The sequence below is a fragment of the Nostoc sp. FACHB-110 genome (genome assembly GCF_014697425.1).
Lineage (GTDB): Bacteria > Cyanobacteriota > Cyanobacteriia > Cyanobacteriales > Nostocaceae > Nostoc_B.
The window spans coordinates 66,179-80,869 of record NZ_JACJRU010000017.1 but is presented as its reverse complement, the minus strand read 5'-3'; the positions used below and the strand labels follow the sequence as shown (position 1 = coordinate 80,869).

Here is a 14,691-nt window from a genome sequence, read left to right as displayed (position 1 = left end):
GAGGAACAATATGGCTTTCTTTAATAGCTTTACAGATTCAATAAGACAAAAGTGGTTGCAGTTCTTCCAGGCCAACCGGGAATGGATTACTCTGCACATGGAAGTGGAATCGGTATACACCCCTGATGGCGGGAAGCGACCACCTTCTTACCTCATCCTGGGCGTTGTGAACGCGCTGGAACCGAAATTAGCGCAGTTGATGTTGCCCTTTTCTAAATTGAATGCTGATGCTGACACATTAATTGATGTGTTGGAATTGCATTTTGATCCAGATATCGCTTTAGGAAACCGCTTGAGCCATCCTCCAGCAGAACCAGAAACCAGCCAATACGAGTCAACAGTAGTTGTAGAAGAAAATATTGTTGTTGATGACAATAATATTGATGATGAAACTCTAGCGATTTCGCACACTGATGGTTTTGGCTTAGATTCGCTGGAATCGAAAGAAGATGACAATGGATTAAGTGAAATTTCCTTCCCGAGCGAACCAGACAACAAGCAAGAGTTTGAACCCGCGATCGCGGCAACCGAAGATGATTTTGGCGATGTTTCCTTTGATGGAGACACCGCATCAGCAAGCCAGCTAGATGACGAAATATTAAATGATCTTAAAACACCAGACGAAAACGCTTTTAGCGATGTACTGTCTGATGTTTGGGGTGATGAAACAGCCTTGCAAAAAGGTGAAGAAAATAATGATTTCTTAGGGGAAGAATTACCCACAGGTGTTTTTGATGAATCAGAAATTGCCCGTCTCTTCCCCAATGCTTAATAGTTGCGGTTGAAAAAGTTTGAAGTCTCAAGGGTGAAGAATGAAATGGGCAATTTAATCTTCATCCTTCATCTTTGTACTCATCCCTTTTTCATCTGCGGCAAATAACTACTGCCTTTAAATAACAAGGGGAGAAAATTAATCATGACTGTTGCTCAACAACCAGAAGCTTTAAACTTTGAGTGCGAAACTGGGAATTACCATACATTCTGCCCCATTAGTTGCGTGGCGTGGTTGTACCAAAAAATTGAAGATAGCTTCTTTTTGGTGATTGGCACAAAAACCTGTGGCTATTTTCTCCAAAATGCAATGGGGGTGATGATTTTTGCTGAACCCCGTTATGCAATGGCAGAGTTAGAAGAGGGTGATATTTCCGCACAATTGAATGACTACAACGAGTTGAAGCGATTGTGTGAGCAAATTAAACGCGATCGCAATCCGAGTGTGATTGTTTGGATTGGTACTTGTACCACCGAAATCATCAAAATGGACTTGGAAGGTTTAGCACCCAAGTTAGAATCGGAAATTGGTATTCCCATTGTTGTAGCGCGTGCTAACGGTTTAGATTACGCTTTTACCCAAGGGGAAGACACAGTTTTAGCGGCAATGGCAAATCGTTGTCCAAGTCAAGCTCCGGTGACAGAAAATGAAAAGAGCGATCGTAATGCCATTCAAAAGCTCCTCAACTTTGGTAAGAAAAAAGAAGAAGTAGTCCAAGAAGAATCAGCATACGTTGATCACCCACCCCTGGTTCTTTTTGGCTCCCTCCCCGACCCTGTTGTTACCCAATTAACCCTAGAATTAAAAAAACAAGGCATCAAAGTTTCTGGGTGGCTACCAGCCAAACGCTTCACGGAATTACCAGTGCTAGAAGAAGGATATTACGTTGCTGGTGTTAACCCCTTCCTCAGCCGCACTGCTACCACCTTAATGCGCCGTCGCAAATGCAAACTGATTGGCGCACCCTTCCCCATCGGCCCTGATGGAACTCGCGCTTGGATAGAGAAAATTTGTTCAGTATTTGGCATCACACCCACAGGTTTAGAAGAACGAGAAGCTCAAATTTGGGCAGGCCTAGAAGATTATGTCAAACTAATTCGTGGCAAGTCTGTATTCTTCATGGGCGATAACTTGCTAGAAGTTTCCTTAGCACGCTTTTTGGTGCGTTGTGGAATGACCGTGCATGAAGTTGGCATTCCTTACATGGATAAACGCTACCAAGCCGCAGAATTAGCCATGCTAGAAACAGCCTGCCATGAAATGGGTGTACCTTTACCCAAAATTGTCGAAAAACCAGATAATTACAACCAAGTCCAGCGCATTTATGAATTAAAACCAGACTTGGTAATTACGGGTATGGCTCATGCTAACCCATTAGAAGCACGGGGTATTAATACCAAATGGTCAGTCGAATTTACCTTTGCTCAAATTCACGGTTTTAGCAATGCCCGTGACATTTTAGAATTAGTCACTCGCCCATTGCGTCGCAATAACAATTTGAAAGATTTGGGTTGGGATAAGTTAGTGAGAGAAGAAGCAAAGATTTAAAATTTGGGTTGCGAATTAGTCTATAAAAAGAGAATTTTTAGGGCGGACTTTAAGTCCGCCTTTTTTATTTTGTTTCGCGCAAAGGCGCAAAGGCGCAAAGAAGAGTGCAAAATATAAAATTTCTTTTAAACAGTCTTGTCAGCAACACCAAGTATTTAGAGAAGTCTATTGTTTACTACTATAAAAACAACTGGGTCTAGGTTTCACTCAACGCAACATCCAACTAACAAATAAGCTGCTGGTTATTACATCAACGCAAAAACTAGACCCAGTATGAAATTTTAGACAACTAAATTTTTAATCTTAGCGTCTGTTACCACCACGATAAGGCACTGCTGCAAGATAATCGATATCAAAGGATGAGAGTCTTTGAGCGTAGTTACCGCTAGGATTAATTGCTGCTGCCAAATCGGCAAATTTGCGTGGGTCGCCCTCTGCAAGCTGTCTTTCTTGGAACTTGCGGGTGTAGAATTTTTCCAAGGTAAAACGCCAGTCGGTTTGAACTGTACCTGCTTTTTCTTGGAAATCTGCGCCGTAGCGAGGTGTAACCAAGTTGTGAGGACGGTCTACCAAACGCTTGCGTTGGTAAGGTACGGTGTTATCACCAAAAGCTTGAGAGTATTCTTCGCTGTCTAACAAAGCATCAACAAAACCGCTAAAACCTTTGGTTCCAATCACAATTGACCAAGCGATTTCTTCTTCTTTGTTGTAAGAAGAACGACCTAATAAACGTTTGAGGGTGATGTCAACTAAACGGTAGTTGTTGTTGACTGAAACAACCAAACGATAGAAAGCCTCAGACTTAGCTAAACCCCGGATAAAGTCACGCACAGAAATTGCGCCTGTTTTCAGCTGAGATTCTAAAGTGATTTGGCGGTTGAACTTGAGAATTTCATGTTCGCTGAAAACTTGGCGGTAAGCTGCCCAAATGATGTTTTGGATATCAGTATAAGAACTGACATCTTCTATGCGATAGATATATGGTGTATTTTCGTTTTGGTCAGCGATACCAAAGCTTTTAACACGATGGTTTTGACTGCTGGGTTTGTATTCAAGTAAGGGCAGTGCCATGCTGCTTTTTCCTCTTATTAAAAGATTACACAGAGATTTAGCTGTTAATTAATGAGGAGGTTTGATTGCTCAAATCCTCACTCATGCTTTATCTATTGTCCCGCATTAGGTTAGAACCCAGTATGAATTCCTAACCAATTTAGTACTAGCAAGAAAGTTATCCCTGCGGATATTACTAGTAATACGCCTAACAGTGCAGCTCCATCAACATTTTGACCAGGTATATATGATAAGGAGCGATAAACACCACCTCTGACAATACCTGCCCGGTCTCGATAGTCAGCACCATAGCGGGGAGTAAAGCTGATTGGTCGGTCTACGGTCATGCGTTTGCGCTGATAGGGTACAGTGTAGTCACCAAAGGCTTGAGTGTATTCTTCACTGTCAATCAAGGCATCCACAAATCCATGCCAACCGCGAGTGGCGATTTGAATAGACCAGGCTATTTCTTCTTCACGATTGTAAGGAGAGCGACCTAACAACCGTTTCAAGCACATTTCTACCAACCTGTAGTTATTATTTGGTGTGACTACTAGCTGATAAAATCGCTCTGACTTGGCCAAACCACGGATAAAATCTTTAACTGTGATTGACCGATTTTTAAGTTGGGTTTCTAAGGAGATTTGGCGGTTAAATTTGAGAATTTCTTGCTCGTTGAAGACTTGGCGATAAGCTGCCCAAATGAGTCTTTCAATTTCGCTAGTAGAGTTAGCTGTTTCTAGACGGTAGATATAAGGTGTATCTTCGTTGATATCTGCTGTACCGAAGCTACTAACTCTTTGATTTTGGGTTGTAGGTTTGTATTCGAGTAAAGGTAATGCCATACTAAATACCGCCTTCAGAATAAGGTTGGCATCTTATACTTAGTCCGTCTTTACCGTTTTGGATTTGAAACCCATAATTGTTCCAATTGGGATAAGTTACTTTTTATAAGTATTTAGTAACTTGACGGAAAAAAATTTAGAAGGTTGTTAGTTAGCTTGTGCAAACAATCATCCTTCTTATACCTTTATCAAACCACTGAAAAAAAGCCCTTACCGCACAGGGAAATTAGCACTGGAATTGATGGATACAGGAATACCTTGGGGTACTGTTTCTCTGGTGGTGTCGGGAATTTTGATGTTGGCTAGGTTAACTGGGGTATAAGTAATTTGTCTAATGTTGAGGGAGTTAGCCAAAGCCAAGAAGTTTTTGATGTCGCCTTCTATATAACGAGCATCTTCTAGTTTGTCGCGCCAGTAGTTACCGTAGCGAGGGGTGACTAGGTTGAAGGGTCTATCTTTATAACGGCGGCGTTGGTAAGGTACGATGTTTTCGCCAAAGTTGGTGAGATATTCTTCAGAATCAATTAAAGCGTCAACAAAACCATCCCAACCAGCTGTTGCTATTTTAATTGACCAAGCAATCTCTTCGTCTTTATTATAAGGCGCACGACCTAAAAAGCGTTTCAGGGCAATTTCTACTAAACGATAGTTAGAATTTGTCTCGATGACTAAAGTCCGAAAGGCTTCAGATTTAGCGAGGCCGCGAATAAAGTCACGTACAGTGATAGCGCGATTTTTGACTTGAGATTCTAAGTTGCCTTGGCGGAAGAATTTCAAGATTTCATGTTCGCTAAAGACTTGGCGATAAGCTGCCCAAATTAATTCTTGAAGATCGCCACTATCAGCACAGTCTTCTATACGGTAGGGTCTGGGGGTGTTTTCGTTGGGGATTTCGTAGCCAGGGACACGTTGGTTTTGAGAACTGGGTTTGTATTCGAGTAAAGGTATTGCCATAGTTTTAGGATTTGGTCATTGGTCATCAAAAAAGTGTGAAGTCTGAAGTTTGAAGTTTGTTCGCCTTTGGCGTTCCCGCAAGGTAGTCGGAAATTTAATATTGCTCGTTCTACCTTTTGACTTTTAACTTTTGACTTTTACCTTTTGCCTTTTAGGTTGTCTTTGTGCCAGGAAGATAACGGTAAGGTAGGGCAACAGCGGTAGGTTTGACTGTTGGTTGAGGAGTCCCACTTTCGCGGCTGTTGTCGGGAATTTGAATGTCTTTGATTTGGGAAAGAACTGAGGCGGTTACGCGTTGATAATTACGTTCGGGAGTAATTATGCTGCCAGCCATTGCTAAGAAGTTGCTGGGAATGACGCGACGAATTTCTTCTTTGCTGGCATAACCTGTGGTACGAGCGCTGTAGAAGGAACGACCACCCAGGAAGTTGAGGGTTTGACGATCGCGCCAGTAAGCGTTGTAGCGTGGGTTAACTAAGTTAAAGGGTCTGTCTTTGAAGCGACGGCGTTGGTAAGGGACGATATCATCGCCAAAGTTAGTGAGGTACTCTTCACTATCTAATAAGGCATCAATAAAACCGTGTAACCCTTTTGTGCCAATGACAATTGACCAGGCAATTTCCTCTTCTTTATTATAAGCTGCCCGCCCTAAGAAGCGTTTCAAAATAATGTCAACTAAACGGTAGTTTGAGTTGATGTCGGCTACTTGTGTCCGGAAAACTTCAGATTTGCCCAATCCCCGGATAAAGTCGCGGACATTAATTGCCCGATTCCGCAGTTGTGACTCTAAGAAGTTTTGGCGATTACTTTTGATAATTAAATGCTCGCTAAAAATCTGCCGATAAGCTGCCCAGATAATTGCATCAATATCTGTATCGTCAATAGCCGCAGATAAGCGATAAATAGTTGGGGTATCTTCGTTGGGTACTTCGTAACCTTCTACCCGTTGGTTTTGGGAACTTGGTGAATATTCAAGAAGTGGTATTGACATATTTACTTTTACCTTGTTTTATGGTATTCAAACAAGCTTGTTAAAGATAAGCTAGTTGCACACGCGCGCGGACTGCTTTTTCGGTATCGGCTGTAAGCATTTGCTCGAGTCTGGCAAAAATAGGCTGTTGTAAATCGCTATTTTTGGCCAAGGCTTGCAAACCCACAACGGCTGCATACCGAATTGACCATTCAGAGTCTTGAGAAATAAATATCAGGGTTTCTAAGGCTCTTTTGGGTGCGGTATGGCTTTCGGGAAAATCTAGCTTATGCCAGTGCAAGTTTCCTAAACCTTTGGCAGCAGCGCGACGGACACTGGGGGCAAAGTCTGTGGCAGCTGCACTGACTAATAAATCTAAAGCACGAGGGTCTGCGATCGCAGCTATTGTGCGAATCGAATAAGCCCGCGCGCCATAGTTGTAGTCATCAATTTGAGATATTAGCTGCGGTACTGCCGCTTCTCCCATTTCTGTGAGGGCGGTGGCGGCTAAGGCTGCGGCGGCTGGGTTGTTATATCCAAACACCGCAATCAAAGTAGGAATCGCAGCAATATCTTTTGTGGCTGCCAAGTTCTCCACTGCTGTCACCATTTTTGCTGGTGTATCTGCTGCGGCGACGGCACGAATTAGTTCTTCAGTCATTGGTCGTTAGTCATTGATCAATAGTCACTTGTCATCAGCTTTTGACTAAAGACAAAGGACAAATGACAAGTGACTATAAAAGTGAATCCATCAAGTTCATTACCCGAATTGCATCATCAGATACAGCCAGTTTTTCTAACTCATCTGTTAATTGATGTTCTAGCAATCCTTTGAGGGCAATCAGTTTGAAGCTATTTTCGACCTTAGCTTGAGCGATCGCTTCTGCTGCTGCCAAATACCCAATTGCACCCAAATCCCCTAAGACAACACGGCGCAATTTCAGATCCCCTGTTGCCAACATTTCCACTAACCTTTCTCCATAGATGGGGTTTTGTGTGAGTTGGTACATGGCTCTGGCGGCGGCGCATTGTACTCGTGGTACTGGATGCTCTAGGAAAGGCTCTATGAGTGGAATTGCCTCAGTGGAGTTGATGGCTCCCAAGGCTTCTAGGACTGCTTCGTAGGGCTGGGTTAGATGGGGGAGTCCCGGTACTTGCACGGCCTCGGCTACACCCCCATCTAACATTTTGATCAGTGCTGGTGCGGCAGTGCGATCGCGCAGCATTTCTAAAGACTGGGCAGCAGCTTCGCGCACATAGAAATCAGAACATTCTAGGGATTCAATTAAGTTTGGTACTGCTTTAACATCCCCTAACTTACCTAATGCCCTAGCTGCATTTCGGCGCAGAGGATAACCTCCGAGTTCTGTTCTATCTGCTTCATCTTTTAATGCGGCAATTAAAGCATCTACAGCATCTGCTCTGTTAACCCGGAACTTGCCCAGCCACCAAGCTGCATAATAGCGGAGACTTAAATCTGGTGATTGCAGGTTAGCGATTGCTAGCTCTGGTGTCAGATGTGGCTCGTTCTGGGAGGGAAAGTTTTCCCCACTGGGTTCTATCATTGCCAGGGGTTAGTTCTCTTCCGCAGTTAAAGGCTCAATCTTGACGATTTTGCCGCCTAGACGGGTAATTCTTTGGTATTCTTCATTCATCCGGCTGTATGGCACTGTAATAAATACGCTACCGCTATTGCGAATATTGTATTTATTTTTGTCAGTTTCGGAGTTTTGCCGCAAGCCTACAACTTCGTAACGGAATACTCGGCTAGCAGATGAAGAAACAGTACTAGTACCAAGTGTGGTTTGACCGAACATTACCTCTATATCTCCTGTTTGGTTTTTTATCCATACTGTTGGCTTTGTTGCCAGCAAACTTTTTTAGGCTGATGTCACGCTGACGATTTTCCCGCCTTGACGATGAATTTGCTGGATTTTGTCAGAAAGCCGCTCGTAAGGTACGATAAAAGCTGTGCTGCTTCTTCTCACGCTGGGATAGCCGGGAGCGCGAAGTCCTGTAACTTCGATGCGATAGACACGATCAGCTTGACCAACGGCATTGCCTAAATTCCGTTTGGGAGCTACATCTTGTGTCGCCCGGAAACCCCAGTTGCTGTTAGTACCAGACGGGCCAACAATTGAAGAGGCTTTGTTGCTAGCCAATTCTTGTGCTAGACGCGATTTTTTCCCTTCTACTTGGGCGCGATCGCTATTGGCATAGCCTCGGTATAACCGGAAAATGCGGTTAAAACCTACTGTTTTCTGCCCAGGCTGGGTTTCAAAACCACGATAGTAAGGTACGATGTTATCGCCAAAGTTGTTTTGATACTCTACAGAATCAATGTAAGAGTCAATTTCTGCGTCGTAGCCTTTTTCTTGATACAAGTCGAGATGATAAACAACTTCTGACTCGTCATAAGGAGCGCGACCCAATAAATGCTTATAATTGAGTTCGATCAAACGAGTTTGAAAGCTGCTATAGAAAAACTTGGTTTTGTAGAGTTCTGATTTGGCAACGCTACGCACAAACTCCCGCACTGTCAGGTTTCCATCCCGCAGGAGTGATTCTGCGCTTACAAGGCGTTCCGATGCCATGATGTAATCATTACCCAATACTTGCCGATATACAGCACGAATTACTGCTTCGACTTCTTCTTTGTTGGCGTTGGAGCGCAGTTCAAATCGACGTTTTTCGCTGTAAGGCTCTGTTCCTAGCCTAGATGCTGCTGCTGTAATTGCCATCTTCTATCCCCTTATTGATATTCGGCTGCTAGTACCGACTGCTTGCTCAAATAAGCTTTTTCCCTATCCCTACATAAAACTATGCCCGGAGCTTGATCCAACTGCTAGGTGATTCCATCCAGCACTTGCATCCCTCTCCGGGCAGAAAACTATCTAGCTAAGAGCGTTGATAGCGTAGTCGATGTAGGTGTTAGCTTCGTTAGCAGCTTGACCAGACAAACCATGATTAGCTTTGACGTACTTCAGAGCTTCTACGTACCAGCTAGGAGACAACTCAAAGGAGCTGTTGATTTCTGCCAAACCAGCAATCAGGTATTCATCCAAGGGGCCAGTACCACCTGCTACCAAGCTGTAGGTGATGATGCGCAGGTAGTGACCAACGTCACGAGCGCACTTGGATTTACCACGGCTGTCAGCAGCATAGTTGGGGCCGGGGGTTTGGGTGGTGTAAGGGAATTTTTGGTAAACAGCTTGGGTAGCACCGTCGATCAAGCGTTGAGCGTTAGAGGTCAACGCACGAGCAGCTTCTAAACTAGCAGCAGCGCGCTCATAACGACCACGAGCAGCTTGTAATTCTGTGTTGCCTAAGAAACGACCTTGGGTATCAGCAGCTGCAATAGCTTCGGTAATTGGTGTTTTAACCATCTTTTCAAATCTCCTTGGTATTTTTAGTCTTTTTACCTAGTTGCCTAAATACTTGCGTATTCAGACTTGGGACTGCTATTAAGCAACAGCAGCAGCAGCGCGATCAAAGTAGCCAGCTACTTCGGAGATCAATGCACTGCAATCACCTTTGGTGATACCGTTAGGATCGTTAGCAATTGCGATCGCAGCTTCTTTGATTTTTTGGATGCCTACAGCTACAGAAGAACCAGGAGTACCCAAAGCTTGGTAGGTTTCACGTAGACCGTTCAATGCACGATCATCTAAAACACTGGAGTCGCCTGCTAAGATTGCATAGGTCACATAACGCAAGATGATTTCTAAGTCGCGGAGACAAGCAGCTGCACGACGGTTGGTGTAAGCGTTACCACCAGGAGCAACCAATTGGGGTTGTTCTTCAAATAACGCACGAGCCGCGTTGGTAACGATTGTAGAAGAGTTGCTGGTGATGCGGTTGACGATATCCAAGCGTTTGTTGCCATCTTTAACAACGTTAGCTAGTGCATCTAGTTGTTCGTTGCTCAAGAATTCGCCTCTAGCATCTGCTTGAGAAGTTACCTTGGTGAATACATCTAATGTCATGGACTCTAATCTCCTAATTCCTTAGTTGAGAGATGTCTCGATTAAAACTGGTAATGTTTTATCAATTTGGGATGGAATCTAACAGACCAAGTACCGATTTGTAGTTTTGCTGCTCTCAGATTCACCTGTGACTTCATGAGGAAAATTATGAGAACCAGGGTGAGATTTATGAGAAACCAGCGAACTTTACGAATTGATTGCCTTGTTTATGTTCTGTCTGTTATTTACCCCTCCAGCTTATGTTTATACAACGCTATAGATCCTTTATTTGTTACAAATTATGAATAAATAAGTTGCAGAAATAAGAAGCCGCTCAAATCCTTTACATACAAGGGCTTTACCTGAGAAAAACTCTTTTTTTTTGTTACATAACTTCATATTTAAAAAAAATATCAGCAAATCTGGATGATTTTAGATTTTCTTAATATTTTTCAAATCCTTACAGAGCAAGGCATTGCCGTTTTTCATCCGATTTTATGTCCTGATGGTTATTGTGAAGAAACATAAAATAAATATTTCGCAACATTTGTGTGAGTGCTTGGTTTAGGGTCAACCGTCCAGAGTTAGTGGAGCCAAAGCCAAATTTACGCGCGATCGCACTACGATGTCGGTTTCCTGTGCGATCGCATTTTCTAAAGCGGTCTTCGCTTCAGGTGTAGCTATTTTTTGCAAAGACACCGCCGCCGCATAACGTAGTCCCCAATCTTCTGGGGTGAGTAAAGCCCAAATCAACTTTTCTTGAATTCTGCGAATAACTTCAGCATCATCACAACTATTGGCAATTTTCCCTAATCCGCGTGCAGCGATGCGGCGCACATTTCCTTGGCAATGGTTGGCTACTGTTGTACCGACAACTTCCGCTAATAAATCCAACGCTGCAGATGAACCAATTTGAGCCAAAGCATGAATAATATGCGCTTGTAATCCTTGATCGCCAGAAGATTCATAAGCGGCAATTAAGGGTTTTACTGTGCAATTTCCCAACTTGACTAAAGCTTCTACCGCCGCATTTCTCACCCTGGGATGATGATGACTTAAAGCTGTAATTACAGCATTGATAACGTCGATTTTGGGATTATTGCCAACAGTCATGGCGTTAATCGCGGTGATTGCTTCTTCTGGTGTTGCAGCCTGATTAATTTGCGAAATTAATTGCTCATTCATGGTTTTGCTCACTAAAGAAAAATTGCACGGCAAAAATAACTGGTGATAGAAGTAAAAAAGTAAAAGGCAAAAGTAAAAAGAGCATGAGAATTTCCCATAAATAAATCATCCATCTTTTGGGTTTGGCATACTGCCAGCCTAAATTATAGGGCGGGAGAGGACACCCACTACACAAGAAAGTTTAGGATTTTTTATATATGGATTTTTTTTTACTTTTTACTGACTATCGCCAATCTCGAAAATAAATTTTGAATTTTAAAGCTGAATTAGTAAATCATCAATTGCTTGAAAAAGTAACAAAGATGTTGATTGTTCATAATTATTACTTTCTAGAAGTGTTTCTAAAATACGCTTGAGATTGAGCAATTTCAAACTATTAGGAACTTGGGCTGTTAAGATTGCTTGGATTGCTTGTTGATGACCAACTGCTCCTAAGTCAAAAACTGCGGCCCAACGTAAATACATATTTTCGTGGTTGAGGTTTTTAACGATACGTTCGATGTATTGGGGTTGTTGAGTTAAAAGATACATATATCGCGCCGCCGCACATTGCACCCTTTCTGATGGATGTTTGAGAAACGGTTCAATTTGCGCTTGTGCTGACCAAACTTGGAGTGTGGCTAAAGCTTCAATTAAAGCTTCATAGGGCTGTTCTTGACCATTTTGTAAAAGATTGAGCAAAGGAATCACAGCTTGTTTGTTACCAATGGCGGCTAATGCTGCGATCGCAGCTTCTTTTAAACGCAAATCCTCGTTACACTCTAACGTTTTTATTAACACTGGTACAGCTTGAGGATTTTTCAATTGTCCTAAAGCACGCGCAGCTTGACGACGTAGCGGATAACCACCACCAGGAATGCGATAACGTTCATCAAACAAAGCATCGCACAATGCCATACAGCCAGCTTGCACTTGATGTTTACCTAACCACCAAGCAGCATAATAGCGAATTTGATTATCCTCACTAGATAATGCTGAAATCGCGCTTTCTGGTGAAAGAATGGGTTCGACAGAGTTAGTAATAGTCATTTATCAAAAGGGTGTAAGGAACTAAGAGTGTAGGGGTGTAGGGATTTTTTATACCCTATACCCCTACACCCTCACACCCTGTCTCAATTAAAATTACTCAGCACTTATTACACTTGCGAAATGTTGATGATTTTACCGCCACGCTTGTGAATTTCTTGATAAGTAGCTGAGAGGCGCTCGTAAGGTACGGTGTAAGTTTGACGGCTGCGGCGCACTGATGCTTTAGAACCAATTGTGCCAGCGATCGCTTCAATAACAAACATCCGGCTGTCTCCTCGTTTAGCTGCACTAATTAAAGTTGGTGCGGCTGAAACAAAAGCTGTACCTGCGGAAGTTGGGGGCAAAATTCCATTAGGCAAATTCAATGATACTTTCGTCCGCAGGCGAGAATTTTTCCGCCCCATCTGAGCATTATCACTGTTACCAGAACCGCGATAAAGCTCACATATGCGGTTAAAACCTACGGTTTTCATACCCGGAATTGATTGGAATCCGCGATGATAAGGTACGACAGAATTGCCAAAAGCATTTTCATATTCCGTGCTGTAAATGTAAGATTCAATATCTGCATCGTAACCACGAGCAGCATATAAATCTACATGATAAGCAATCTCTGATTGATCGTAAGGGGCGCGTCCCAATAAGTGCTTATAATTTAATTCAATCAAACGCACTTGGGAGTTGCTATAAAAAAAGCATTCTTTGTAAAAATCAGATTTAGCTAAAGTTTCAACAAATTGCCGCACGCTAATTTTGCCATTCCGCAATAAAGCTTCGGCACTAATAAACTTTTGGCTAGCATAGACTCCTTGACGACCAAAAATTTGTTGATAAGCAGCCCGAAATACCTTTTGTAATTCGTCTTCACTCCAATTTTGGCGTAGCTCTACTTTAGTGCCAATTTCATCTCTAATGGCTAGCCGTTCTGCGACTGAATTACTCATTTTGACAATCGCTCCTTCTTTAATTTTTGTTAGCAATAAATTTGGGTCTTTAGCAGTAGATAATTGCTGCTATCAAAGTAGAAAAATTTCCTACTTTTTGGGCAACTATCTATTTCCAAAGACCCATAAAGTTTGTATTAGCTTAGGGCGTTAATTGCATAGTTTAGATAGATGTTAGCTTCGCCAGCAGCATCACCTGTTAAACCATGATTGTCACGCACGAATTCGAGAGCAGCTACATACCAGCTAGGAGATAAACCCAAGGCACTATTGAGTTCGCTTAAACCAGTAACTACATATTCATCTAAAGGCCCTGTTCCACCAACAACACAGCAATAGCTGATGGTACGAAGATAGTGGTCAATATCGCGTACACATTTAGATTTGCCTTCAGGTGTAGACGCATATTGAGGGCCACTCATTTGAGTGGTGTAGGGGAATTTTTGATAAACATGATTAGCAGCTGCTTCTGCCCATTTTTTACCATTATTGGTAAATGCTTTAGCAGCGTCTAAACCTGCACGAGCGCGGTTGAAACGACCGAATACTGCTTGCATTTCGGTATTGCTGAGATAAGAACCGCGCAAATCAGCAGCTGCGATCGCTTCAGTTAAAGGTGTTTTCATAATTCTCCTAATCTCCTCGATTTTCTAACTAATTACTAACAACCAGTTTGAGAAAAGTTTGCAGCAAAAATTTATTAAGCAACAGCACTAGCAGCGCGTTCAAAATAGCTGGATAATTCAGCGATTAGTTGGCTACAATCACCTTTGGTAATACCATTGGGATTATTAGCAATTCCAATCGCAGCGTCCTTCATTTTTTGAATACCTGAAGCTACAGCATCGCCAGGAGTACCCAGAGCATTGTAGGTTTCACGTAGACCATTTAAGCAGCGATCGTCCATGACACTAGCATCACCAGCTAATACAGAATAGGTGACATAACGCAGAATAAATCCTAAGTCACGAATACAAGCTGCTTGATTACGATGGTGGAAACAAGCACCACCAGGATTAAAAATTTGTGGACGTTCAGCAACTAAATCACGATAAGCATTAGCCACTATGGAGGAAGCATTACTGGTTAGTCTGTTAACGATATCTAACCGCTTATTGCTATCACCCACCATTGCTGTTAAAGCATTGATTTCATCACCACTGAGATATGAACCTTTTTTATCGGCTTGTTCAACTACTTTAGAAAAAGCGTCGAGCATTTTTTATTCCTCCTCAAGGCCATTCATTACAGAAATTTATCCAGTTTATAGCAATTAATCTATCAAGCAAAATTTATCGCATGGCACATTTGCCATTCCAAATACTAATTTGAAATAACACAAATTTGCCGCAATCAACTATTTGAAAAAACAGCTAATTTTGCTGGTTTTTGTAATTGCTTTTAAAACCTTGTTCGTATTTTATATATG

At 42.5% G+C, this 14,691-nt stretch carries 17 protein-coding genes; 2 read left to right on the top strand and 15 right to left on the bottom strand.

The genetic code is table 11. From position 1 onward, the window contains the following. Positions 1–10: 10 nt before the first annotated feature. The gene (locus tag H6G69_RS17205) at positions 11–772 is read left to right on the top strand and encodes a DUF5331 domain-containing protein (protein ID WP_190689588.1); all 762 of its coding nucleotides are present in this window, start codon (positions 11–13) and stop codon (positions 770–772) included. Between the two features lie 144 nt (positions 773–916). After that, entirely contained in the window at positions 917–2,320 is a 1,404-nt protein-coding gene (locus H6G69_RS17200) for a ferredoxin:protochlorophyllide reductase (ATP-dependent) subunit N (RefSeq protein ID WP_190689585.1), read from the top strand. A gap of 303 nt (positions 2,321–2,623) precedes the next feature. Here H6G69_RS17200 and H6G69_RS17195 read toward each other — a convergent pair whose 3' ends face one another. The 15 genes from H6G69_RS17195 to H6G69_RS17125 all read right to left on the bottom strand — a co-directional run bounded on the left by H6G69_RS17195 (position 2,624) and on the right by H6G69_RS17125 (position 14,481). Continuing rightward, positions 2,624–3,391 (bottom strand): phycobilisome rod-core linker polypeptide, encoded by a 768-nt coding sequence (locus H6G69_RS17195; protein ID WP_190689583.1) that lies wholly within the window; start codon positions 3,389–3,391, stop codon positions 2,624–2,626. A 110-nt stretch (positions 3,392–3,501) separates the two neighbouring features. Beyond that, on the bottom strand, positions 3,502–4,215 hold the full coding sequence (locus H6G69_RS17190; RefSeq protein ID WP_190689580.1) for a phycobilisome rod-core linker polypeptide: 714 nt from the start codon (positions 4,213–4,215) through the stop codon (positions 3,502–3,504). A gap of 210 nt (positions 4,216–4,425) precedes the next feature. Beyond that, a complete protein-coding gene (locus H6G69_RS17185; protein ID WP_190689577.1) occupies positions 4,426–5,169 on the bottom strand; it encodes a phycobilisome rod-core linker polypeptide in 744 nt (247 codons plus the stop codon). A gap of 151 nt (positions 5,170–5,320) precedes the next feature. Beyond that, positions 5,321–6,160, bottom strand: a complete 840-nt coding sequence (locus H6G69_RS17180; RefSeq protein ID WP_190689574.1) for a phycobilisome rod-core linker polypeptide — start codon at positions 6,158–6,160, stop codon at positions 5,321–5,323. Positions 6,161–6,200: 40 nt separating this feature from the next. Then, complete coding sequence (locus tag H6G69_RS17175) at positions 6,201–6,800, bottom strand: HEAT repeat domain-containing protein (protein ID WP_190689571.1); 600 nt, start codon at positions 6,798–6,800, stop codon at positions 6,201–6,203. A 73-nt stretch (positions 6,801–6,873) separates the two neighbouring features. Further along, a complete protein-coding gene (locus H6G69_RS17170; protein ID WP_190689568.1) occupies positions 6,874–7,704 on the bottom strand; it encodes a HEAT repeat domain-containing protein in 831 nt (276 codons plus the stop codon). Between the two features lie 9 nt (positions 7,705–7,713). Beyond that, positions 7,714–7,956 carry a phycobilisome linker polypeptide gene (locus tag H6G69_RS17165; protein WP_190689710.1) on the bottom strand — a complete coding sequence of 81 codons (243 nt, stop codon included), beginning with the start codon at positions 7,954–7,956 and terminating at the stop codon, positions 7,714–7,716. A 63-nt stretch (positions 7,957–8,019) separates the two neighbouring features. After that, the gene (locus tag H6G69_RS17160) at positions 8,020–8,880 is read right to left on the bottom strand and encodes a phycobilisome linker polypeptide (RefSeq protein ID WP_190689567.1); all 861 of its coding nucleotides are present in this window, start codon (positions 8,878–8,880) and stop codon (positions 8,020–8,022) included. A gap of 153 nt (positions 8,881–9,033) precedes the next feature. Then, the gene (cpcA, locus tag H6G69_RS17155; RefSeq protein WP_190689564.1) at positions 9,034–9,525 is read right to left on the bottom strand and encodes a phycocyanin subunit alpha; all 492 of its coding nucleotides are present in this window, start codon (positions 9,523–9,525) and stop codon (positions 9,034–9,036) included. Positions 9,526–9,603: 78 nt separating this feature from the next. Continuing rightward, positions 9,604–10,125 carry a phycocyanin subunit beta gene (locus H6G69_RS17150; RefSeq protein ID WP_190689561.1) on the bottom strand — a complete coding sequence of 174 codons (522 nt, stop codon included), beginning with the start codon at positions 10,123–10,125 and terminating at the stop codon, positions 9,604–9,606. Between the two features lie 549 nt (positions 10,126–10,674). Beyond that, entirely contained in the window at positions 10,675–11,289 is a 615-nt protein-coding gene (locus H6G69_RS17145) for a HEAT repeat domain-containing protein (protein ID WP_190689558.1), read from the bottom strand. A gap of 255 nt (positions 11,290–11,544) precedes the next feature. Then, positions 11,545–12,318, bottom strand: a complete 774-nt coding sequence (locus H6G69_RS17140) for a HEAT repeat domain-containing protein (RefSeq protein ID WP_190689555.1) — start codon at positions 12,316–12,318, stop codon at positions 11,545–11,547. A gap of 107 nt (positions 12,319–12,425) precedes the next feature. Then, a complete protein-coding gene (locus tag H6G69_RS17135; RefSeq protein ID WP_190689552.1) occupies positions 12,426–13,262 on the bottom strand; it encodes a phycobilisome linker polypeptide in 837 nt (278 codons plus the stop codon). 137 nt (positions 13,263–13,399) lie between these two features. Beyond that, positions 13,400–13,888 (bottom strand): phycocyanin alpha subunit, encoded by a 489-nt coding sequence (locus H6G69_RS17130; protein ID WP_190689549.1) that lies wholly within the window; start codon positions 13,886–13,888, stop codon positions 13,400–13,402. 74 nt (positions 13,889–13,962) lie between these two features. Then, complete coding sequence (locus H6G69_RS17125) at positions 13,963–14,481, bottom strand: phycocyanin/phycoerythrocyanin subunit beta (RefSeq protein ID WP_190689546.1); 519 nt, start codon at positions 14,479–14,481, stop codon at positions 13,963–13,965. Between the last annotated feature and the right edge of the window lie 210 nt (positions 14,482–14,691).